Below are 22478 nucleotides of genomic sequence, written 5' to 3'. Positions count from 1 at the left end.
TGATTCAACGAGGTGTCTAGCCAGCGCCGACAGGGAGAGTGCGTGCGCATCGTCAAATCCCACATAGCGTGCGCAGCAGTTCGGTATCCAGATGGTTTTCCACCAAGTCGGCCAACCGCTCGATATCGCGCTCGCGCAGGGCGTGGTAATCCACCTCCTGCACATCCTGCAAGCCGGCCCAGCGCAGCAAGGCGCTGCACGCCGCCGGCGTCTCGAACAGGCCATGCAGGTAAGTGCCAAGAATCTGCCCGTCGGCACTTTGCGCGCCATCACTGCGGCCGTCATCGAGCAGGACCGCGGCGGTCGACAGCGCGTCGCCGGACGTCACGCCCGCGTGAATTTCATAGCCACTGACCTCGGCGTTCTCCAGCAACAAACGCCCGCGCACATTGCGCAATTGCTTCTCTTCTTCCAACGTCGTGCTGAATGCCAGCAGCCCCAGGCCAGGGCTGGAGCCGGCCGGCCCTTCGAGGCCCAGCGGGTCATGCACCTGCTCCCCGAGCATCTGCAGGCCACCGCAAATCCCCAGCACTTTGCCGCCGTAGCGCAAATGCCGAGCCACGGCGCTGTCCCAACCATTGGCGCGCAGGTAGGCAAGGTCACTGCGCACGCTTTTCGAGCCTGGCAGGATGATCAGGTCGGCGGCCGGGATCGGCTGGCCCGACCCGATGAACTGCAAATCCACCTGGGGGTGCAGGCGCAACGGGTCGAAATCCGTGTGATTGCTGATGCGCGGTAGTACCGGCACCACCACTTTGAGCACTTGTGCGGCCTTGTCGATCTGGCGCTGGTCGATGCCGTCTTCGGCTTCCAGGTGCAGGTCCATCACGTAGGGCAACACGCCCACCACCGGTTTGCCGGTGCGCGCTTCGAGCCAATCCAGGCCCGGTTGCAACAGCGCGATGTCGCCGCGAAAACGGTTGATGATGAAACCCTTGACCCGCGCCTGTTCGCTCGGAGACAGCAGCTCCAGGGTGCCGACCAGATGGGCGAACACGCCGCCGCGATTGATGTCGGCGATCAGCAGCACCGGGCAGTCCACCGCCTCGGCGAACCCCATGTTGGCGATGTCATTGGCACGCAGGTTGATTTCCGCCGGGGAGCCTGCGCCCTCGACCATCACCACCGGGAAGCGTTCGCTCAACCGCGCGTGGGAGGCCAGCACCGCTTGCATCGCGATGGCTTTGTAGTCGTGGTAGGCCACGGCGTTCATGCTGGTCAAGGCGCGGCCGTGGATGATCACCTGGGAGCCGGTGTCGCTGTTGGGTTTGAGCAGCACCGGGTTCATGTCGGTGTGGGGTGCGAGGTTGGCAGCCTGCGCCTGCACCGCCTGGGCGCGGCCGATTTCGCCACCCTCGGCGGTCACGGCACTGTTGAGCGCCATGTTCTGCGGCTTGAACGGCGCCACCGCCACGCCTTGGCGCACCAGCCAACGGCACAGCGCGGTCACCAGGGTACTTTTACCGGCGTCGGAGGTGGTGCCTTGCACCATCAGCGTAGTCATGCAGCTTCCTTGTAGGCGCCCAGGGCCTCGTTGAGGCGCAGCCAGTCCGCCTCGGTGTCGGGCAAGCCAAAGCGCAGGCTGCTGTCGTGGACAAACAGGCGCAGCAGAATGCCGCGCTGGGCCATGAATTCGTGCATGCGTTCGGCATGCGGTGTGATCAGCCATTGAAACAACGCGCAGCCGCCCTGGGGCTGGAAACCATGGCGCTTGAGCAAGGCGTAGAGGCGCTGGCCGGCCTCGATGCAGCGCGCACGTTGTCGCGCATGCCCGGCGGTGTCGCGCAGGCAGGCCTGGCCCAGCACGCGTGTCGGCCCGCTGACGGCCCAGGGCCCGACCTGTTCGGCGAGCAGCTTGAGCAGTTTGCGTTCGGCCAGCACGAAGCCCAGGCGCACACCGGCCAGGCCGAAAAACTTGCCGAATGAGCGCAGCACGATCAAACCGACCTGATGGGCCTGGCTGGCCAGGCTCAGTTGCGGGGTGACATCCATGAACGCTTCGTCCACCACCAGCCAACCGCCGCGCTGCGCCAGCCGGGTGTGCCAGTCGAGCAGGCGTTGCGGCGCCAGGCTCAGGCCGGTGGGGTTGTTGGGATTGACCACCACCAGCACGTCGAGGCCATCAAGGAAGAAGTCGACTTCCTGCTCCTGCACCTCGCGCACCACATAACCGGCGCGGCGCCAGGCTTCGGCGTGTTCGGCATAGCACGGCGACAACACGCCGACCTTGCCCGCACGGCGCAAGCGCGGCAGCAGTTGGATCGCCGCCTGGGAACCGGCCACCGGCAACAGATGCGCAGCGCCGTAGTACTCGCTGGCGGCCTGCTCCAGGCCGTCGTCGGTTTCCGGCAGGCGCGCCCAGGCTCGCAGCGGGATTTCGGGGATCGGCCAGGGCCACGGCGCCAGGCCGCTGGAGAGGTCGAGCCAATCAGCCTCGGCAATCCCGTACTGCATCGCCGCCTTGCGCAGCCGGCCACCGTGTTCAAGCATAGAATTGCGCCCCCGCACATAGGATCAGCAGCCATAACCATACGCCGCGCTGCACCAGTTGCCAGCCCCGGTCGATGGAATCGGCATCCGCCGCCGGGCCTTCGCCCAGTGGCGGCCGTTGATGCACCTCGCCGTGGTAGATCGCCGCGCCGCCCAGCTCCACGCCCAAGGCGCCAGCACCGGCGGCCATCACCGGGCCAGCGTTGGGGCTGTCCCATGTCGGGCCCTGGGTTCGCCAGCATTTGAGCGCCAGGCGGGTTTTGCCCAGCACTGCGTAGGTCAACGCCACCAGGCGCGCCGGAATGTAGTTCAGCAGATCGTCGATTTTCGCCGCAGCCCAGCCGAAGCGCTCGAAGCGTTCGTTGCGATAGCCCCACATCGCGTCGAGGGTGTTGCTCAGGCGGTAAAGCACCACGCCCGGCACGCCGGCGACGACGAACCAGAACAGCGCGGCAAACACCGCATCGCTGCCGTTTTCGAGTACCGACTCAGTGGCGGCGCGGGCGACTTCGGTACGATCCAGTTCACTGGTCTGGCGGCTGACCAGGTAGCTCACGCGCTTGCGGGCTTCTTCCAGGTCATCGCTGCGCAGCGCCTGGGCCACCGGCATCACGTGTTCGCCAAGGCTGCGCATGCCGAGGGCACAGTACAGCGCGAGGATCTCCAGCACCCAGCCGATATACGGCGCCCACGACAGGGCGGTCGCCAGCAGGGTCAGCGGCACCACCGCGATAAACCACGCGGTCACCCCATGGCTGCGCCAGCCACGGCCACCGCTGTTGAAACGTTGCTCGATGCGCCCGGCAAAATTGCCGAACGCCACCAGCGGATGCCAGCGCCTGGGTTCACCCAGCAGCGCATCCAGCGCCACTGCGGCGACACACAGCAAGGCCACACTCATTGACTCACTCCCCACACATTCTCATACAACATCTCACTCAGCGGCCGTGGTTCGGTCCAGCCTTCGAGCTGCAACATCGGTGCCGGATAGAACTCGGCCACCGGCCCCAGGCACAACACCGCCAGGGGTTTCGCGCCGGGCGGCAGGCCCAGCAGGTCGGCCAGGGCCTGGGGCTCGAACAGCGAGACCCAGCCCATGCCCAGCCCTTCGACGCGAGCCGCCAGCCACAGGTTCTGGATCGCACAGGACAGCGAGGCCATGTCCATTTCCGGCAAGGTGCGCCGGCCGAAGATATGCCGCTCGCGATCATCCATCAGCGCTGCCACCAGCACTTCGGCGCAGTCATGGATGCCTTCGACCTTGAGTTTCATGAACGCATCGGAACGCTCGCCCAACGCCTCGGCAGTGCGCACGCGCTCTTCTTCCACCAATTGCTGGATCTGCCCACGCAGTTGGCGGTCGCTGATGCGGATAAAGCGCCACGGCTGCATCAGGCCGACACTCGGCGCCTGGTGTGCAGCCTGGAGCAAGCGGTGCAGCAACTCGGGGGCCACGCTGCCGCCGCTGAAGTGGCGCATGTCGCGGCGCTCGGCGATGGCGCGGTAGACGGCGTCGCGGTCGGCCTGGGGGAAGGCGTTGTCGGTCATGGGCGCATCGGGGGCAAGCCCGCTCCCACAGTGGATGGGGATTCAACGCGGTCAATGGTGGGAGCCGGCTTGCCGGCGCTGGCGACCTCAGGGTCGGGCGCAAACAAGGCCGCCACCGCCCTCGGGTTGGACGGGAAATAGAAGTGCACGTAGGACGCGGTCATACGCCCTTGTCGGAATACCGCCTCGGCGCCGCGCCCACCATTGGGGCTGACGCCACGGGCAATCGGCTGCCACTCGGTGCTGGTCAGGGAATGGTGATAAGTGTGCCCACGCAGCACGCCTTCCGGCAGCTCAACGTTTTGCAGGGCCAGGGCCGCAAGTTTCTTTTGCATCACCGCATCGCCCTGCAGCAGGCCGACCAGTTCGGCGCGGGTGCCGTCGACGTCGGTCAGCGAGTCCAGCAGGTAGAGCATGCCGCCACATTCAGCGAGCAAGGGTTTGCCGGCCGCGTGATGGGCGCGGATGGCATTGAGCATCGAGGTATTTTCCGACAGCGCCTGGTGGTGCAGTTCCGGGTAGCCGCCGGGCAGATACAGACTGTCGGCGTCAGGCAATTCGCGGTCATGGATCGGCGAGAAAAAGCGCAGCTCGGCGCCCATCGCCCGCAACAGGTCAAGGCTGGCGCCGTAGGTGAAGGCAAACGCTTCGTCACGGGCAACCGCAATGCGCACGCCGACCAGCAACGGCTCGGCCTCGATCACTTCGGGGGCGGCAAAGGTCACCGGCGGCGGCAAGGCAACTTCACAACTGCTGCCCAGTGCCTGGGCAGCAGCATCCAGGCGCAGGTCGAGGTCGTTCAGCTCACTGGCTTGCACCAGGCCCAGGTGGCGGCTCGGCAGTTCGATCCCGGTTTCGCGGGACAGCGCGCCATACCAGCGCAGGCCTTCGGTGAGACTGCCTTCGAGGAGTTGCGCATGGCGCAAGGTGCCGACGCGATTGGCCAGCACGCCCGCGAACGGTAAATCCGGCTGATAACGCGCGAGGCCCAAGGCCAGGGCGCCAAACGTCTGCGCCATCGCAGTGCCGTCGATCACGCCCAATACCGGCACGCCGAAATGCCGTGCCAGGTCGGCGCTGGACGGCGTGCCGTCGAACAGCCCCATCACCCCTTCGATGAGGATCAGGTCGGCCTCAGCGGCGGCTTCCCACAACAGGCGGCGACTTTCCTGCTCGCCCACCATCCACATGTCCAATTGATACACCGGCGCACCACTGGCGCGCTCGTGGATCATCGGATCAAGAAAGTCCGGGCCGCATTTGAACACGCGGACTTTGCGCCCCAGATTGCGGTGCAAACGGGCGAGCGCGGCGGTGACGGTGGTTTTGCCCTGGCCGGACGCCGGTGCGGCGATCAAGACAGCCGGGCAATGACGGGGCTGATTCAAAGTTCGACGCCCTTCTGTGCCTTGATACCGGCCTGGAACGCGTGCTTGAGCATGCCCATCTCGGTGACGGTATCGCCCATTTCGATCAACTCGGGCTTAGCGCCACGGCCAGTCACCACCACGTGTTGCATTGGCGGGCGCGCTTGCAGGTCGCTGAGTACCTGGTCGAGGTCGAGATAGCCGTGCTTGAGGGCGATGTTCAGCTCGTCCAGCACCACCAGGCCGATGGACGGGTCTTGCAGCAACTCGCGCGACACCGCCCACGCGGCTTCGGCGGCGGCGATATCGCGCTGGCGGTCCTGGGTTTCCCAGGTAAAGCCTTCGCCCATCACATGAAAACGCACCTGCTCGGGAAAGCGGCGGAAGAACAACTCTTCACCGGTGCTGTTGCGCCCCTTGATGAACTGCACCACCCCGCACTGCATGCCGTGGCCCATGGCGCGGGCGAGCATGCCGAATGCCGAACTGCTCTTGCCTTTGCCGTTGCCGGTGAGCACCAGCAGCAGGCCGCATTCGTTTGGGGAGTTGGCGATGCGCTCATCGATCACGGCTTTTTTGCGCAGCATGCGCGCCAGGTGGCGTTCGTCGCGGTCGGGGGAATCGGTCATGGCAGCTCTCCGTTGGGGCTGGACAAAAACGGCGGGCAGGAAAAAGGATAAACAGACAGCCAAGCATCGCCCACCGTGATGCTGTTGGATGAACCAGGCCGGTCTCCGGACTCATGAGTGGCGCCCTGGCTCTTTATAAAGAGAGCACTCGGACAGGCCGACAGCGCGCCTTCCCATATCGCACGCGATACAGTGGCAAAAAGCACCGTCTTGACTCATTTACCGTTGCGGGGGCAGCGCCGGAATCGCGGCAGCACTGTGTACAAGTGCGCTCACTCACCGGCTTCCCTGTTTCACTCCGTCGACCCATGGGTCACAGAGCACCTGGAACAAGCCGCGAAGGTTAGTGGGTTGGGGGTGGAGCGTCAATTAAAGCTGGCCTTGCACTTGAACCATCCTACGACCGGCCTCCTCTACCCTTACAGGTATTAAGGAGAACACCATGCACAAAACCAGACTCGCCCTGCTTATCATGCTCGCCGGCACCCTCGCTGCCTGCGGGGAAAGCTCTACCTTGCAGGTCTCCGATGGCACCGGGCCGTCGCCCAAGTTGCCGGAGCCGAACAAGACCCTGATCCCGACCGTGAATATCGCCCCGGCGATTGGCTGGCCGGACGGCGCCAAGCCCACCGCCGCTGCCGGCACCCAGGTGGCGGCGTTCGCCGAAGGCCTGGACCATCCGCGCTGGCTGTATGTATTGCCCAATGGCGACGTGCTGGTGGCGGAAACCAACGCGCCACCCAAGCCGGATGACGCCAAGGGTATTCGCGGCTGGGTCATGGAGAAAGTCATGGGCCGTGCCGGCGCCGCTGTGCCGAGCCCGAACCGCATCACCTTGCTGCGTGACGCCGACCACGATGGCGTCGCCGAAACGCGCACGGTGTTCCTGGAAAACCTCAATTCGCCGTTTGGCATGACTCTGGTCCGTAATGATCTGTACGTGGCCGACTCGGACAAGCTGTTGCGCTTCCCCTATCAACCGGGTGAAACCGCGATCAAGGAGGCCGGCACCAAAGTCGTCGACCTGCCGGGCGGCAGCATCAATCACCACTGGACCAAGAACGTGGTGGCGAGCAAGGACGGCAGCAAACTGTATGTGAGCGTCGGTTCCAACAGCAATGTCGGTGAAAACGGCCTGGACGCGGAACAAGGCCGGGCGGCCATCTGGGAAGTCGATCGTGCCAGCGGCGAGCACCGCATCTTCGCCTCCGGCCTGCGCAATCCCAACGGCATGGCCTGGGAACCACAAAGCGGCAAGCTGTGGACGGCAGTGAACGAACGCGATGAAATCGGCAGCGACCTGGTGCCGGACTACATCACCTCAGTCAAGGACGGCGCATTCTATGGCTGGCCCTTCAGCTACTACGGGCAGCATGTGGACGTGCGCGTCAGCCCGCAGAACCTGGACCTGGTCGCCAAGGCGATCGCGCCGGATTATGCAGTGGGCCCGCACACCGCCTCCCTGGGATTGACGTTTGCCGAGGGCAGCAAACTGCCCGCCCAGTTCAGCAACGGCGCGTTCATCGGCCAGCATGGGTCGTGGAACCGCAAGCCGCACAGTGGCTACAAGGTGATCTTCGTCCCGTTCGAGGCTGGCCAGCCGAAGGGGCAGCCCGTGGACGTGCTGACCGGTTTCCTCGACAAGGATGAGAAGGCCATGGGCCGGCCGGTGGGCGTGGTGATTGATCAGCAGGGGGATTTGCTGGTGGCAGATGATGTGGGGAACAAGGTGTGGCGGGTGTCGGCCGCAAAATGATGGGTAGGAGCCGGCTTGCCGGCTCCTACAGGGATACTGTGCGTCAGGGGTTACGCGCCAGATTGCCTGGCAATACGCGCTTGGCACTCAGGTAGGCATTCTGCCAATACGCCTTGGACAAGGTATCCAGCTTTACCGTACCGCCGGTCTGTGGCGCGTGCACGAAGCGGCCCTCTCCCACATAGATCCCGGCGTGGCTGACCTGGGAACCGCCACCGGTGGCGAAGAACAACAGGTCGCCGGTTTGCAGGTTCTGCTCGCTGACATCCTGCGCACGCATCACGATCAGCTCACGGGTGGTACGCGGCAGGGAAATACCGGCCGCATCGCGAAACACAAAGCCGATCAAGCCACTGCAGTCAAACCCTGAGTCCGGCGTGTTGCCGCCCCATCGATAAGGCGTGCCAACCAGGCCCAAGGCACGGAAGAGCACATCTTCGGCAGCAGGCGAAAAATTCTGTGTGGAGTAGTTGAACACCGGCTTGGGTTTCACCGCTACGGGAGCGGGCGGCGGTGGACGGCTGGCGCAGGCGCTGAGCAGCGCGGCGCAAACAATGAGAATCAGGCGGGCCGAGGTCGACATGTGCAGAACAATCCTGGTCTGGATGCGGCTTTCGCTGCCGAACGCTGAAAACCAGAACGCGCAAGCAAAGCTCGCGCGAACGGATTCCAACAATATCCAGGGATTCTAGCGCTTACACGTCAAACTTCAAGTATCACTTTAAGTTTACTTGCTAGCGGTAACCGTCGTCGGGGCCATGGCGAGTGCGCGCTTGGCTTCGATGAAGGTTTTGCTCCAGTAGCTGTCACCCAGGTTGTCGACTCGAACACCGCCACTGCGACGGCTGCTGGAGTGGATAAACTGGTTATCGCCCAGGTAGATACCGGCATGGCTGACGCGACCACGACCCGCTGTACTGAAGAAAAGCAGATCACCGGGCTTGAGGTTGTTGCGTGCGACCAACGGTGCATTCACGTTGATCATTTCGCGCGTGGAGCGTGGCAGGTTCATGCCCGCTTCTTCACGAAACAGATAACCGATGAAGCCGCTGCAGTCGAAACCGGCTTCAGAAGTACCGCCGAAACGGTAACGGGTACCGATCAGGGACATGCCGCGTTCGAGGATGCTGTCGGCGAGGACTGGAAGCTGGTAAGGCTTGTTGCCGGCGAAGTCGGCCAGTTCCTTTTCTGTTGCCACTTCTTCCTCATAAACAGTGGAAGACTGTGCAGCAACGAATTTTGCCTGATTTTGAACCTGTGGTTTTTGCTGTTCTGCCACCTGTTGAGGGTGGGAGGCGCAACCAAACAACAGGGTAACGAGTGCGAGAGGCACGAGGGGTGCGAAGCGATTTAGCATGGGCACGACCGTGGCTGATATGTAAAGAAGTCGAGACTATGCCTTCTATCACATCGATTTGCAAATTCAATCGTGATCTATGTGACTTCTTGTTTGGACTATGACATCTAAGCCCTTAACACCCCTTACCCGCCTTTCGCGTGGCCAAAACGGCCCAAACGCGGGTTTTCTGACGCCTGGAAATTGCCGAAAGTCCTGAAAACAAAGGGCCGGCTACCAGCCAAGGGTTTCCTTGAGGAAGGGAATGGTCAGCTTGCGCTGGGCTTGCAAAGAGGCCTGGTCGAGCTGTTCGAGCAAATCGAACAACGCGCTCATGCTGCGCGTACCGCGAGTCAGAATGAAGTGTCCGACCTCGTCGGTCAGGTGCAGGCCGCGACGGGATGCGCGCAACTGCAGGGCACGCAATTTGTCTTCGTCGGACAGGGGGCGCATCTGGAAGATCAACGCCAGGGTCAGGCGCGATTTGAGGTCTGCCAGCTTCACCGGCAATTCACGCGGCGACGTGGAGGCGGCGATCAGCAGGCGCCGGCCACTGTCGCGCAGGCGGTTGAACAGATGAAACAGCGCCTCTTCCCACTCCGCCTTGCCGGCAATCGCCTGCAAGTCGTCCAGGCACACCAGCTCGTATTGCTCGAGGTGATCGAAGATGCCGATACCGCGGTCCATCAACTCCGCCAATGGCAGGTACACCGCCGGCTCGCCCATCTGCTCGAAACGCAGGCATGCGGCCTGCAACAGGTGGGTACGCCCTACGCCGTGCTTGCCCCACAGATAGATCAGGCTTTCGGTCCACCCGGCGTCGGCTTCGCAGAGCCGCTCGACATAGCCGAGTGCAGCGGCATTGGCGCCTGGGTAGTAGTTGATAAAGGTGGCGTCATCACGCAGACGCACACCCAAGGGCAGCTGAATCGGTTTCATGCTGACTGAACGGCTCCAAACGAACCGTTAGTGGCCTCTGTGTAAAGTTTGCAAAGTTTATACCCGTGACGCCGGGCGCACAATGCAGCAGACCACAAGCAAAATCAAAGGTTTGCGTTAACTTGGCGGTTTTTCGCAGATTGTTTGACGCCCCGCCCCCAGAAACAACAAACCCGGCTCAGGCCGGGTTTGTGATGAAACGGTTACAGGTCCGGGTCTTCGACCCCGGTATACGCATCCGAATCCTTGTACAGATCGTGCACATGGCGCACCAGCACCATGATCACCGCCGCCACCGGCAGCGCCAGCAGGATGCCGGTAAAGCCGAACAGCTCACCGCCCGCCAGGATCGCAAAGATCACCGCCACCGGGTGCAGGCCGATCCGGTCGCCCACCAGCAACGGCGTGAGCACCATGCCTTCCAGGGCCTGGCCAACCATGAACACCGCGACAATCCCCAGCATCGGGTACAGGTCGCCGCCAAACTGGAACAACCCGGCAACCAGCGCCGCGCCGATCCCGATCACAAAGCCCATGTACGGCACGATAGCCGCCAGGCCGGCGATCAGGCCGATCAACAGGCCCAGCTCCAGGCCGATCGCCATCAAGCCTGCCGCGTAGATGATCCCCAGGGCCAGCATCACCAGCAACTGCCCCCGCACGAAGGCGCCCAGCACCTCATGGCATTCGCCAGCCAGGGCCACGATGCGCTCTTCGCGGTTGCGTGGCAGCAGGCTGCGGATCTTGGCCATCATGATGTCCCAGTCGCGCAGCAGGTAGAACGCCACCACCGGGATCAACACCAGGTTGGTCAGCCAGCCGATCAGCGCCAGGCTGGATGCGGTGGCCTGACTGAGCACCACCCCGACAATGTCGGTGGTCTGGCCCATGTGCTCGCTGATCGCAGCCTTGACCTTGTCGAACTTCCAGAAGCCATCCGCCAACCCCAGCTTGGTCTGCACCCACGGCATCGCCGTGTGTTGCAGCCAGTCAAGCATTTGCGGCGCCAGCTCGTACAAGCGAAACAGTTGCTTGGCCAGCATCGGCACCAGCACCAGCACCAATGCAGTGATGATCAACGTGAACAGGGCAAACACCGTCACCACGCCCAGGGTCCGCGACAGTCCGGCTTTTTCCAGGCGATCCACCACGGGATCGAACAGATAGGCGAGCAGCAACGCCACCAGGAACGGCGTCAGGATCGAATGCAGCAAGAATACAAAAGCGCACAGCAGGACAAGTCCGCCAAGCCACACCCAACGACGCGTATCCGCCATAAACCACTCCATCTGTCTTTGCTTCTATATAAAGGAAGAACGTTTACCAGCGAAAACGCAGCTGCGCCTGCGGCTCAGGAGTGGGCGCCGGCTGGGTGCCATCACCCACTGGCTGCTGGACAGGCGCCTCGCCGGCCGGCACCTCCTGCAACTTGGCCAGGCTCAACTGGGTACGCAACTGGTCGGCGCTGCCGTTGACGCGATACACAATGCGATTGCCATCCACCCGCAGCGGATGGCCACCAAACGGCTCGAGCAGATGCCCCAGTGCCGCGTAGCGCTCCAGGTTCATGCCCTGCACTTCCAGCAGTTGTTCGGCGCTCGCACCGGGCTTGACCGCAAAACGCGGCGCCAGCTTCTGGCTGACGGCCAACATCACCGCATCGGCCACGGCGGCAGTGTCGGCGCCTTGCGCGGTGCCCTGATCGCTCTTGTCGCCCAGCCACAGGCGCCATTTGGCCTGCCACTGGCTTCCTTCCTGGCGCGCGTGCACGGCGAGCAAGGCATCGGCGCCGTAGCGTTCGGAAGCGGCGCGCAATGGCGTGGCATCGGCGTTTTCAAGGTTCGGCGCGGTAGCAACGACCTGTTCATCCAGATCACCCAGCGGCAGGCGCAACGGCAAGCCACGGTGTTGTGCCGCACGGCGCAGCGCCTGGGCGACGGTCTGACCATCGCCCACCAGGCTGCTGCCTTCGGTGGAGTCGTTCAGCCACCAACCGAGGATCGACGGCCGGTTGCTGCCCCAGATCGACAAGCCGGCGTCACGCAGGGCGCGATCGGTGCTGACTGGATCGAAATCCACTTGCAGGCTTTCCGGCGGGCCGGCGTCGTAGCCGTATTGACTGATGATTTGCTGCGGATCCTTGCGCACCGCCGCCAGGCCCGGGCCATCGGCGGCCTTGGCATCGCCGGTGAGGCGGATCACCAGCGTCTGCACGGCGCGCTGGGTGGCTTGGTCGCGCTCCTGCGGGGACTGACTGCTGACCGGTTCAAGTACTTGATAAAGACCATTGAGGGTTTCGGCATGACTCGCCAGGCTGACCCAAGACAGGCAGCCCACAAAAAAGAATTTACACAGACGCATGGAAGATTCCCGAACGACAAATTTAGCGGCTGGAACAGACCGCGTGAACTCGGCTTGGCAAGGCTGTGACCACAGCGACCGGTAAAACATTCACAGGGTCTCGGTAAGTTTTCGTACTGTCATAACGATAGCGGATTAAAGGCTATACCTTAATACGCGCCATGGCAGACCCGATTAGCATTTTTTTAACCGGCTTTTTTCAGATATGCAGCCCTGCCCGTCGGCCCGAGGATGGCCGCTGCCCCTCAAGCCTGATAAAATCGCGCGCCTTCGCAGACCGTCAACGGCTGGGCCGCTGTTCAAAAGCCCCTGCCCGCTCGGTCGTTACCCAGAAATCCCCCCTAAAGGCCTGGATCATGAGCAAGCAACCCTCCCTGAGCTACAAGGACGCCGGTGTAGACATCGACGCCGGTGAAGCATTGGTCGAACGCATCAAGAGCGTCGCCAAGCGCACTGCGCGCCCCGAAGTCATGGGCGGCCTGGGCGGTTTTGGCGCCCTCTGCGAAATCCCGGCCGGCTACAAGCAGCCTGTGCTGGTTTCCGGCACCGACGGCGTGGGCACCAAGCTGCGCCTGGCGCTGAACCTGAACAAGCACGACAGCATCGGCATCGACCTGGTGGCCATGTGCGTCAACGACCTGGTGGTGTGCGGCGCCGAGCCGTTGTTCTTCCTGGACTACTACGCCACCGGCAAGCTCAACGTCGAGACCGCCACCCAGGTAGTCACCGGCATCGGCGCCGGCTGCGAACTGTCGGGTTGCTCCCTGGTCGGCGGCGAAACCGCTGAAATGCCAGGCATGTACGAAGGCGAAGACTACGACCTGGCCGGCTTCTGCGTCGGCGTCGTGGAAAAAGCCGAGATCATCGACGGCTCCAAAGTCGCCGCGGGTGACGCCCTGCTCGCCCTGCCTTCTTCCGGCCCGCACTCCAACGGCTACTCGCTGATCCGCAAGATCATCGAAGTGTCCGGCGCCGATATCGAGAACATCCAGCTCGACGGCAAGCCACTGACCGACCTGCTGATGGCCCCGACGCGCATCTACGTCAAGCCACTGCTCAAGCTGATCAAGGACACTGGCGCGGTCAAGGCCATGGCCCACATCACCGGCGGCGGCCTGCTGGACAACATCCCGCGCGTGCTGCCAAAAGGTGCCCAGGCAATCGTCGACGTGGCCAGCTGGCAGCGTCCTGCAGTGTTCGACTGGCTGCAAGAGAAAGGCAACGTCAACGAAACCGAAATGCACCGCGTGCTGAACTGCGGCGTAGGCATGGTCATCTGCGTGGCGCAAGAGCACGTGGAAACCGCGCTGAATGTACTGCGTGAAGCCGGCGAGCAGCCATGGGTCATCGGCCAGATCGCCACTGCCCCGGAAGGCGCAGCCCAGGTTGAACTGAAGAACCTCAAGGCGCATTGATGTCCCAGACCTGTGATGTCGTGGTGCTGCTTTCCGGCACCGGCAGTAACTTGCAGGCCCTGATCGACAGCACGCGCACCGGCGACAGCCCGGTGCGCATCGCTGCGGTGATCTCCAACCGCAGCGACGCCTACGGCCTGCAACGCGCCAGGGACGCGGGCATCGAAACCCGCTCCCTGGATCACAAGGCTTTCGAAGGCCGCGAGGCCTTCGACAGTGCCCTGGTCGACCTGATCGACGCTTTCAACCCCAAACTTGTGGTACTCGCCGGCTTCATGCGCATCCTCAGCGCGAATTTCGTGCGGCACTACGAAGGGCGCCTGCTCAATATCCACCCTTCCCTGCTCCCCAAGTACAAAGGCATGCACACGCACCAGCGCGCACTCGACGCCGGTGACAGCGAGCATGGCTGCAGTGTGCACTTCGTCACCGAGGAACTCGATGGCGGGCCTCTGGTCGTACAGGCAGTGGTTCCGGTAGAGTCTGACGACTCGGCGCAGACGCTTGCGCAACGGGTTCACACCCAGGAACACAGGATTTACCCGCTGGCGGTTCGCTGGTTTGCCGAGGGGCGGTTGATTCTTGGCGACCAGGGTGCATTATTGGACGGTCAGTTACTTGCGGCCAGCGGCCACTTGATTCGAACCTAGGAGATTTTATGCGTCGCGCCTTGCTCTTCGCTTTTGCGCTGTTCGCCTTGCCTGCCGTGCAAGCAGCAGACCTTCACCCTTTCTCCGCGAGCTACACCGCCGACTGGAAACAGTTGCCCATGAGTGGTTCGGCTGAGCGCAGCCTGACCAAGAACGGCGACGGCACCTGGACCTTGAATTTCAAGGCTTCCATGATGATCGCCAGCCTGACCGAAACCAGCGTGATCCAGTTTGACAAGGATGCCCTGCAACCGAAGAGCTACACCTTCGAGCGCGGCGGCCTGGGCAAGGCCAAGAAGATCAACCTGGACTTCGACCAGGCGGCCAAGAAAGTCACCGGTTTCGAAAACAAGGACCCGGTCAATGTGCCCCTGCAAAGCGGCATGCTCGACAAGTCCACCTACCAGTTGGCGCTGCAGCGCGACGTGGCTGCGGGCAAGAAGAGCATGAGCTACAACGTGGTGGAAGGCACTGACGTCGACACCTACGACTTCCGCGTGATCGGCCCGGAAAAGGTCCAGACCAAGGTCGGCTCCATCGACGCGATCAAGGTCGAGCGCGTGCGTGACCCGACTCAGAGCAAGCGCATCACCCAGATGTGGTTTGCCAAGGACCAGGGCGGCATCCTCGTTGCCCTGCGCCAGGTCGAGACCGACGGCAAGGAATACAACATCATGCTGCAGGACGGTACCGTTGACGGCAAGGCTGTCAAAGGTAGCTGATCGGTAGATGGAACAAAGAGCCTCGCGCATGCGGGGCTTTTTTTCGCCTTGGATGTGTGGCGGCTCGTAGAACGCCATCGCCGGAGAGGCCAATACAGGGCTGAAAAGCCTTACTCGAACATGAAACTTTTGTCATATAACTCAGCACCCTGCGGCGCAATGTCGCGGTTTTCGCGGCCTGCAGCACTGTTGCGTTTTGCGCAATGATTTGTTGCGTGCAAAATCGGTTTACTTAGCAAGCTAACAAAACATATAACAAAGGCCTGCGACGACTTGCCGCAGATCCACCAGAGATTGGAGCAAGCAGATGACTGTAAAAGTAACTGAACGCGACGACGAACATATGTCCCACGAAGCACTGGGCCATGGGATTCACATCTGGGATGTACACCAACAAGATATGTTGGTCGGCATGTTTCACAATGAGAGCGACGCTCATAATTATAAAAACGAGCTTGAAGCCCTTGAAATGAGAAGCCAGGCGCAAGGCTCCTGAGACTCTGAAATCCGGTAGGCATCCCAGCCCCACGCAGCTGGGGTGCCGATAAACAAAAACCCCGCCTTTTGAGCGGGGTTTGTGTTTTGTTGGCTTGGTTTTTTTGGGGGCGCTTCGCACCCCAACGCAGGGCAAGCCTGCTCGCCACGACACGCCTGTCACCCTGACAAGCCTGCTTGCCACGACACGCCTGCCATCCTCACAAGCCTGCTTGCCACGACACACCTGTCACCCTGACAAGTCTGCTTGCCACGACACACCTGTCACTCTGACAAGCCTGCTTGCCACGACACACCTGTCACCCTCACAAGCCTGCTTGCCACGACACGCCTGCCATCCTCACAAGCCTGCTTGCCACGACACACCTGTCACCCTGACAAGCCTGCTTGCCACGACACACCTGCCATCCTCACAAGCCTGCTTGCCACGACACACCTGCCATTCTCACAAGCCTGTGTGCCACGGCGACGCTGCTGCTCCTCACAATCGGGTCATTGCAATGCTTTGACGCCTTACCACATCAGATCGTCAGGGATCTGGTACGCGGCGTACGGATCATCCTCGTCCGGCACCTGGCTTTCGGTGAGGATGTTGAGCTGCACGATACGCTCCGGGGCGCGTTCCTGGATCTTCAGGGCGGCCTCGCGCGGGATCACCTCGTAGCCGCCGCCGTGGTGCACGATGGCCAGGGAACCGTTGCTCAGCTTGTTGCGCATCAATGTGTTGACCGACAGGCGCTTGACCTTCTTGTCATCCACGAAGTTGTAGTAGTCCTCGGTGGTCAGCTTGGGCAGGCGCGAGGTCTCGATCAGTTGCTTGACCTGGGCCGTGCGGGCCTTGGCCTCGGCTTTTTCCTGCTGCTGACGGTTCAGCTCCTGGTCGCGCTTGACCTTCTCGGCCTGCGCCTCGGCAGCCAGGCGAGCCTGGGTATCATCGGCCTCGATCTGGCCCTTGTGGACCAGGCGCTGCTGTTTCTGTTTCTCTTTGCCGACCTGCTTGGCCTGCTTTTGGTTGACCAGACCTGCTTTGAGCAACTGGTCGCGAAGGGAAAGGCTCATGGTGCTTACTCACTTAGGCAACTGCTCAACCGCAGCTGGACACATTCTTTTCCTGACGTTTGGCTTCGCCCCACAGGGCGTCCAACTCTTCGAGGGTGCAATCTTCTATGGGTTGGTGCGTGTCGCGCAATGCCTGTTCGATAAATCGGAAACGGCGTTCGAACTTGGCGTTGGCGCCACGCAGCGCGGTTTCGGGGTCGACCTTGAGATGACGGGCCAGGTTGACTGCCGCAAACAGCAGGTCACCGACCTCGTCGGCGATAGCCACCGGGTCGTTATCGGCCATGGCTTCGAGCACTTCATCCAGCTCTTCGCGCACGTTGTCGACCACCGGCAAGGCCGATGGCCAATCGAACCCGACCTGGCTGGCGCGCTTCTGCAATTTGGCGGCACGCGACAACGATGGCAACGCGGTCGGCACATCGTCCAGCAGCGAGAGCTGCTCCGGTGCGTCGGATTTTTCCGCGCGCTCCTCGGCCTTGATCTGCTCCCAGCGCGCCTTGACCTGCTCCTCGCTTAACTGCGGAATATCCAGCGGCGCGTACAAATCACCGGTCGGGAACACATGCGGATGGCGACGGATCAACTTGCGGGTGATGCTGTCGATCACCCCGGCAAATTCGAAGCGCCCTTCTTCGCGCGCCAGCTGGCTGTAATACACCACCTGGAACAACAGGTCGCCCAGCTCGCCCTGCAGGTGATCGAAATCCCCGCGCTCGATGGCGTCGGCGACTTCGTAAGCTTCTTCCAGGGTGTGCGGGACGATGGTCGCGTAGGTTTGCTTGAGGTCCCACGGGCAGCCGTATTGCGGGTCCCGCAGGCGCTTCATGAGGTGCAGCAGGTCTTCAAGTGAATACATCAGTCAATCTCTGCCCATTGTCTGGAACCGCTGAAAATCTAATGTGGGAGCTGGCTTGCCTGCGATGGCCTCCACTCGGTCTGTCAGTCAGACCGAGTCGCCTGCATCGCGGGCAAGCCCGGCTCCCACAGAAAGCAGCCCTTATACATTTTCAGACCGCATCACGGGGTGCGATTCCGCCGGGTTTCAATGATGTTCGGCAACTGGGAAATCCGCCCCAGCAACCGCCCCAGCGCATCCAGTCCCGGGATCTCGATGGTCAGGGACATCAACGCGGTGTTGTCCTCTTTATTCGAGCGGGTGTTGACGGCCAATACGTTGATCCGCTCGTTGAGCAGCACTTGCGAGACGTCACGCAGCAGGCCGGACCGGTCGTAGGCGCGGATGACGATGTCCACCGGGTAGGTGAGCACCGGCACCGGGCCCCAGCTGACCTGGATGATCCGCTCCGGCTCGCGCCCGCCCAACTGCAGCACCGAGGCGCAGTCCTGGCGGTGAATGCTCACGCCACGGCCCTGGGTGATGTAGCCGACAATGGCATCGCCTGGCAGAGGCTGGCAGCAGCCGGCCATCTGGGTCAGCAGGTTGCCCACGCCCTGGATCTGGATATCGCCGCGCTTGCCCGGCTTGTAGCCCGTGGCCTTGCGCGGGATCAGCTCCAGCTGCTCGTTGCCGCGTTCCGGCTCGACCAGTTGCTGGGCCAGGTTGACCAGCTGCGCCAGGCGCAGGTCGCCGGCACCGAGGGCGGCGAACATGTCTTCGGCGATCTTCATGTTGGCTTTTTCGGCCAACTTGTCGAAGTCCACCTGCGGCAGGCCCAGGCGCGCCAGTTCGCGTTCGAGCAGGGTCTTGCCGGCGGCGACGTTCTGGTCGCGCGCCTGCAGCTTAAACCAGTGGACGATCTTCGCCCGCGCCCGCGACGTGGTGATGTAGCCCAGGTTCGGGTTCAACCAGTCGCGGCTCGGCGTGCCATGCTTGCTGGTGATGATCTCGACCTGTTCGCCGGTCTGCAGGCTGTAGTTGAGCGGCACGATACGCCCGTTGATCTTGGCGCCACGGCAGTTGTGGCCGATCTCGGTGTGTACGCGGTACGCAAAGTCCAGCGGCGTGGCGCCCTTGGGCAGGTCGATGGCGTGGCCGTCGGGAGTGAAGATGTAGACCCGGTCCGGCTCGATATCCACCCGCAGCTGTTCCGCCAGGCCGCCGATGTCGCCAAGCTCTTCGTGCCATTCCAGCACCTGGCGCAGCCAGGAGATTTTCTCTTCGTACTGGTTGGACCCGGCCTTGACGTCGGTGCCCTTGTAGCGCCAGTGCGCGCACACCCCCAGCTCCGCCTCTTCGTGCATGGCGTGGGTGCGGATCTGCACTTCCAGCACCTTGCCCTCGGGGCCGATCACCGCCGTGTGCAGCGAGCGATAGCCGTTTTCCTTGGGGTTGGCGATGTAGTCGTCGAATTCCTTGGGAATGTGCCGCCACAGGGTGTGGACGATGCCGAGCGCGGTGTAGCAATCGCGCATTTCCGGCACCAGCACGCGCACCGCACGCACGTCGTAGATCTGGCTGAAGGCCAGGCCCTTGCGCTGCATTTTGCGCCAGATGGAATAGATGTGTTTGGCGCGGCCGCTGATGTCGGCATCCACACCGGTGGCCTGCAGCTCGGAACGCAGCTGGCCCATCACGTCGGTGATGAAGCGCTCACGGTCGAGGCGCCGCTCGTGCAGCAGGGTGGCGATCTGTTTGTATTGATCGGGTTCGAGGTAGCGGAAGGACAGGTCCTCCAGCTCCCACTTGATATGGCCGATGCCCAGGCGGTGCGCCAGCGGCGCGTAGATGTCGAACACCTCGCGGGCCACACGGTTGCGCTTTTCGTCGTCAGCGGTCTTTACCGCACGGATCGCGCAGGTGCGTTCAGCCAGCTTGATCAGGGCGACGCGCACGTCGTCGACCATCGCCACCAGCATCTTGCGCAGGTTTTCGACCTGGCCCTGGGTGCCCAGCACCATCGACTGGCGCGGGCTCAGGCTGGCACTGATGGCAGCCATGCGCAGCACGCCGTCGATCAGTTTGGCCACCACCGCGCCGAAGCGCTGGCTGACCGTCGGCAACGGAATGTGCCCTTCACGCACGCCGCGATAGAGCACGGCGGCGATCAGCGAATCCTGGTCCAGCTTGAGATCGGCGAGGATCTCGGCGATTTCCAACCCGGTGCGAAAGCTTGAAGTGCCTTCGGCCCACAGGTTCTTGGCCGCATTGTCTTGCTGTTCAGACTCACGAGCGAACTCGCAGGCTGCTTTCAAGGCTTCACGGTCCAGTGCCGGGTCGACACTGATGGCATGATCCAGCCATGCCTCGAGATTGATACTGCCGTCGGTGTTGATCGGCTGGTGTGCTCTCACCTGTACCATCTTGCTTACCTTCCCTACGACGCACCTTCGGTGCGCCAATATCATCGCCGACCTTTTACTGCAGACTCCCTGGCAGATCACAGGCCTTGGAGAATGCAGGCCAGTCGGATTAAACGGGCATCCTAGCCCGCTTCAAATAACGCCATGGCCTCGACATGCGCTGTTTGCGGAAACATGTCGAGGATCCCGGCACGTTTTAGCCGGTAGCCTTGCTTGACCAACTCAACCGTGTCCCGCGCCAGCGTGGCCGGGTTGCAGGACACATACACCAGGCGCTTGGCCCCGAGGGTGGCGAGCTTGCGCACAACCTCCAGGGCACCGTCACGGGGTGGGTCCAAGAGTACCGCAGAAAAGCCCTGTTTGGCCCATTCCGCGTCAGTCAAAGGCTGGGACAAATCGGCCTGAAAAAACTGCACATTATGCAAATTGTTGCTGACGGCGTTTAGAGCCGCGCGGTCCACCATGGTCTGCACGCCTTCCACCGCCACCACTTCACGCACCTGGCGCGCCAGTGGCAGGGCGAAGTTGCCCAGGCCGCAAAACAGATCCAGCACCCGCTCGTCGGGTTGTGGCGCCAGCCATTCCAGGGCCTGGGCGACCATCGCCTCGTTGACGCCGGCGTTGACCTGGACAAAATCCCCTGGCCGGTACGCCAGCTCCAAGTCCCATGCGTCGAGTCGAAAACCTAGTGGCAGATCAGCCTCGACGGGTTCCGGCTGGCCCGCGCCATGCAGCCACAATTGGGCTTCATGGAACGCGCAGAATTCTTTCAGGATCAGCAGATCCGCATCCGACAACGGCGCCATATGCCGCAGCAGCACGGCGACGGACGAGCCACTGAACAGCTCCACATGGCCCAGGGCCTGTGGCTTGCTCAGGCGGCGCAGCATGTTGGGCAGGCGCTGCATGATCGGTTGCAAGGCCTGTACCAGCACCGGGCAATCATCGATGGCAATGATGTCCTGGCTGGCCACGGCGCGAAAACCCACTTCGAGTTTTTTCGCCTTGGCATCCCAGCGCACAGCCACACGGGCGCGGCGCCGGTAGCCGAATTCCGGCCCGCTCAACGGGGCTGCCCACTCCAGCGGTTCGACCGCCGCCACGCGGGACAGCTGCTCGGCGAGCATGCGCTGTTTCAGGGCAAGTTGTTCGTCATGGGGCAGGTGCTGCACGCTGCAGCCACCGCAGCGGCCGAAGTGCGCGCACGGCGCAGGGCGGCGCAGTTCGCTGGCCTTGAAGACTCTTTCGGTGCGCGCCTCGACCACTTTGCCATGGGCGCCCAACACCCGCGCTTCAACCTCTTCACCGGCGAGCGCGCCGTTGACGAACCAGGTGCGACCTTCAAAGAACACGATGCCACGGCCATCGTTGGCCAGGCGCTCAATGGTCAGGCGCTGTTTCTTGCCCACGGGAATCTGTGGGGCCCGGCTGCCGCCCGTCGGTTGGAAGCGCAGGCCTCTCTCGTGCTTGGCCATCAGTTGGGCGCGTCGAAGATGCCGGTCGACAGGTAGCGGTCGCCTCGGTCACAGATGATCGCGACGATCACCGCGTTTTCCACTTCCCTGGACAGGCGCAACATGCCCGCCACTGCGCCACCGGAGGACACGCCGCAGAAGATGCCTTCTTCACGCGCCAGGCGGCGGGTGGTGTCTTCGGCTTCACGCTGGGCCATGTCGATGATGCGATCCACGCGCGTCGAGTTGTAGATCTTCGGCAGGTACTCTTCGGGCCAGCGGCGGATGCCGGGGATGGCCGAGCCTTCCATCGGTTGCAGGCCGATGATCTGGATGTCGGGGTTCTGCTCCTTGAGGTAGCGCGAATTGCCCATGATGGTGCCGGTGGTGCCCATCGAACTGACGAAATGGGTGATGGTGCCCTGGGTCTGGCGCCAGATTTCCGGACCGGTGGTGGTGTAGTGCGCCTCGGGGTTATCGCCGTTGGCAAACTGGTCCAGCACCAGGCCACGGCCTTCGGCGGCCATGCGCTCGGCGAGGTCACGCGCGCCTTCCATGCCTTCTTCCTGGGTGACCAGGATCAGCTCGGCGCCATAGGCGGTCATCGCTGCCTTGCGCTCCGCGCTGCCGTTGTCGGGCATGATCAGGACCATCTTGTAGCCCTTGATCGCAGCGGCCATGGCCAAGGCGATCCCGGTGTTGCCGGAAGTGGCTTCGATCAGGGTGTCGCCGGGCTGGATCTGCCCACGCAACTCGGCGCGGGTGATCATCGACAGCGCCGGGCGGTCTTTTACCGACCCGGCCGGGTTGTTGCCTTCGAGCTTGAGCAACAGGGTATTGCTGGTTTCACCCGCCATGCGTTGCAAGCGGACCAGGGGCGTGTTGCCGACGCAATCGGCGATTGTAGGGTACTGCAAGGTCATGGCGTATTCGCAATCCAGACTGCGGGGGCGAACATCATACCGGGAAAGGCTGGCGGGCCATATCACGCAA

At 62.7% G+C, this 22478-nt stretch carries 21 protein-coding genes and 1 riboswitch; of the genes, 5 read left to right on the top strand and 16 right to left on the bottom strand.

The genetic code is table 11. The features are described 5' to 3' along the window. Positions 1 to 52 precede the first annotated feature (52 nt). The 6 genes from C9990_RS08450 to cobO are packed head-to-tail and all read right to left on the bottom strand — an operon-like array spanning position 53 to position 6034. Complete coding sequence (locus C9990_RS08450) at positions 53 to 1504, bottom strand: cobyric acid synthase (RefSeq protein ID WP_106803019.1); 1452 nt, start codon at positions 1502 to 1504, stop codon at positions 53 to 55. Next, positions 1501 to 2490, bottom strand: coding sequence for a threonine-phosphate decarboxylase CobD (gene cobD / locus C9990_RS08445; protein ID WP_106803018.1), 990 nt, complete (start codon positions 2488 to 2490; stop codon positions 1501 to 1503). The genes C9990_RS08450 and cobD overlap by 4 nt, the downstream gene beginning before the upstream one ends. Further along, on the bottom strand, positions 2483 to 3391 hold the full coding sequence (cbiB, locus tag C9990_RS08440) for an adenosylcobinamide-phosphate synthase CbiB (protein WP_106803017.1): 909 nt from the start codon (positions 3389 to 3391) through the stop codon (positions 2483 to 2485). Before cbiB ends, cobD begins: the two co-directional genes overlap by 8 nt. Next, positions 3388 to 4038, bottom strand: coding sequence for a 5,6-dimethylbenzimidazole synthase (bluB, locus tag C9990_RS08435; protein WP_106803016.1), 651 nt, complete (start codon positions 4036 to 4038; stop codon positions 3388 to 3390). The genes cbiB and bluB overlap by 4 nt, the downstream gene beginning before the upstream one ends. Further along, on the bottom strand, positions 4035 to 5426 hold the full coding sequence (locus tag C9990_RS08430; protein ID WP_106803015.1) for a cobyrinate a,c-diamide synthase: 1392 nt from the start codon (positions 5424 to 5426) through the stop codon (positions 4035 to 4037). The genes bluB and C9990_RS08430 overlap by 4 nt, the downstream gene beginning before the upstream one ends. Then, on the bottom strand, positions 5423 to 6034 hold the full coding sequence (gene cobO / locus C9990_RS08425; RefSeq protein WP_010208674.1) for a cob(I)yrinic acid a,c-diamide adenosyltransferase: 612 nt from the start codon (positions 6032 to 6034) through the stop codon (positions 5423 to 5425). Before cobO ends, C9990_RS08430 begins: the two co-directional genes overlap by 4 nt. Positions 6035 to 6112: 78 nt before the next feature. Then, positions 6113 to 6377, bottom strand: a riboswitch (cobalamin riboswitch). A gap of 99 nt (positions 6378 to 6476) precedes the next feature. Between cobO and C9990_RS08420 the strand changes: the two genes are divergently transcribed. Continuing rightward, positions 6477 to 7790, top strand: coding sequence for a sorbosone dehydrogenase family protein (locus tag C9990_RS08420; RefSeq protein ID WP_106803014.1), 1314 nt, complete (start codon positions 6477 to 6479; stop codon positions 7788 to 7790). A 43-nt stretch (positions 7791 to 7833) separates the two neighbouring features. Here C9990_RS08420 and C9990_RS08415 read toward each other — a convergent pair whose 3' ends face one another. From C9990_RS08415 to C9990_RS08395, 5 genes are all read right to left on the bottom strand, one after another. After that, a complete protein-coding gene (locus tag C9990_RS08415; protein ID WP_025855819.1) occupies positions 7834 to 8373 on the bottom strand; it encodes a C40 family peptidase in 540 nt (179 codons plus the stop codon). 144 nt (positions 8374 to 8517) lie between these two features. Then, positions 8518 to 9147, bottom strand: a complete 630-nt coding sequence (locus tag C9990_RS08410; RefSeq protein WP_065909715.1) for a C40 family peptidase — start codon at positions 9145 to 9147, stop codon at positions 8518 to 8520. Between the two features lie 213 nt (positions 9148 to 9360). Then, positions 9361 to 10065, bottom strand: coding sequence for a DnaA regulatory inactivator Hda (gene hda, locus C9990_RS08405; protein ID WP_058422138.1), 705 nt, complete (start codon positions 10063 to 10065; stop codon positions 9361 to 9363). A 203-nt stretch (positions 10066 to 10268) separates the two neighbouring features. Beyond that, positions 10269 to 11342 carry an AI-2E family transporter gene (locus tag C9990_RS08400; RefSeq protein ID WP_065909713.1) on the bottom strand — a complete coding sequence of 358 codons (1074 nt, stop codon included), beginning with the start codon at positions 11340 to 11342 and terminating at the stop codon, positions 10269 to 10271. Between the two features lie 43 nt (positions 11343 to 11385). After that, positions 11386 to 12426 (bottom strand): DUF2066 domain-containing protein, encoded by a 1041-nt coding sequence (locus C9990_RS08395; protein ID WP_106803013.1) that lies wholly within the window; start codon positions 12424 to 12426, stop codon positions 11386 to 11388. Between the two features lie 356 nt (positions 12427 to 12782). Here C9990_RS08395 and purM point away from each other — a divergent pair, with 356 nt between their 5' ends. The 4 genes from purM (at position 12783) to C9990_RS08375 (ending at position 15709) form a co-directional block, all read left to right on the top strand. After that, positions 12783 to 13841 (top strand): phosphoribosylformylglycinamidine cyclo-ligase, encoded by a 1059-nt coding sequence (gene purM / locus C9990_RS08390; protein WP_005790182.1) that lies wholly within the window; start codon positions 12783 to 12785, stop codon positions 13839 to 13841. After that, positions 13841 to 14491, top strand: coding sequence for a phosphoribosylglycinamide formyltransferase (gene purN / locus C9990_RS08385; RefSeq protein ID WP_106803012.1), 651 nt, complete (start codon positions 13841 to 13843; stop codon positions 14489 to 14491). Before purM ends, purN begins: the two co-directional genes overlap by 1 nt. Positions 14492 to 14499: 8 nt before the next feature. Further along, positions 14500 to 15213: a DUF3108 domain-containing protein gene (locus C9990_RS08380; protein WP_065909705.1), complete on the top strand. Its 714-nt coding sequence runs from the start codon at positions 14500 to 14502 to the stop codon at positions 15211 to 15213. Between the two features lie 307 nt (positions 15214 to 15520). Next, positions 15521 to 15709, top strand: a complete 189-nt coding sequence (locus C9990_RS08375) for a hypothetical protein (RefSeq protein WP_065909702.1) — start codon at positions 15521 to 15523, stop codon at positions 15707 to 15709. A 512-nt stretch (positions 15710 to 16221) separates the two neighbouring features. On the opposite strand, the gene C9990_RS08370 is transcribed toward C9990_RS08375, so the two are convergent. From C9990_RS08370 to cysM, 5 genes are all read right to left on the bottom strand, one after another. After that, positions 16222 to 16767, bottom strand: coding sequence for a DUF2058 domain-containing protein (locus C9990_RS08370; RefSeq protein ID WP_010208656.1), 546 nt, complete (start codon positions 16765 to 16767; stop codon positions 16222 to 16224). A gap of 25 nt (positions 16768 to 16792) precedes the next feature. Continuing rightward, positions 16793 to 17626: a nucleoside triphosphate pyrophosphohydrolase gene (gene mazG / locus C9990_RS08365; protein ID WP_065909700.1), complete on the bottom strand. Its 834-nt coding sequence runs from the start codon at positions 17624 to 17626 to the stop codon at positions 16793 to 16795. A 161-nt stretch (positions 17627 to 17787) separates the two neighbouring features. Continuing rightward, positions 17788 to 20031 carry a GTP diphosphokinase gene (gene relA / locus C9990_RS08360; RefSeq protein ID WP_065909697.1) on the bottom strand — a complete coding sequence of 748 codons (2244 nt, stop codon included), beginning with the start codon at positions 20029 to 20031 and terminating at the stop codon, positions 17788 to 17790. Between the two features lie 122 nt (positions 20032 to 20153). Next, on the bottom strand, positions 20154 to 21506 hold the full coding sequence (gene rlmD / locus C9990_RS08355) for a 23S rRNA (uracil(1939)-C(5))-methyltransferase RlmD (RefSeq protein WP_106803011.1): 1353 nt from the start codon (positions 21504 to 21506) through the stop codon (positions 20154 to 20156). Beyond that, positions 21506 to 22408, bottom strand: a complete 903-nt coding sequence (cysM, locus tag C9990_RS08350) for a cysteine synthase CysM (protein WP_106803010.1) — start codon at positions 22406 to 22408, stop codon at positions 21506 to 21508. The genes rlmD and cysM overlap by 1 nt, the downstream gene beginning before the upstream one ends. Between the last annotated feature and the right edge of the window lie 70 nt (positions 22409 to 22478).

The sequence above is a fragment of the Pseudomonas sp. S5D5 genome (assembly GCF_003013355.1).
GTDB classification, from domain to species: Bacteria; Pseudomonadota; Gammaproteobacteria; order Pseudomonadales; family Pseudomonadaceae; genus Aquipseudomonas; species Aquipseudomonas aylmerensis.
This window is presented reverse-complemented; position numbering and strand designations above follow the sequence as displayed.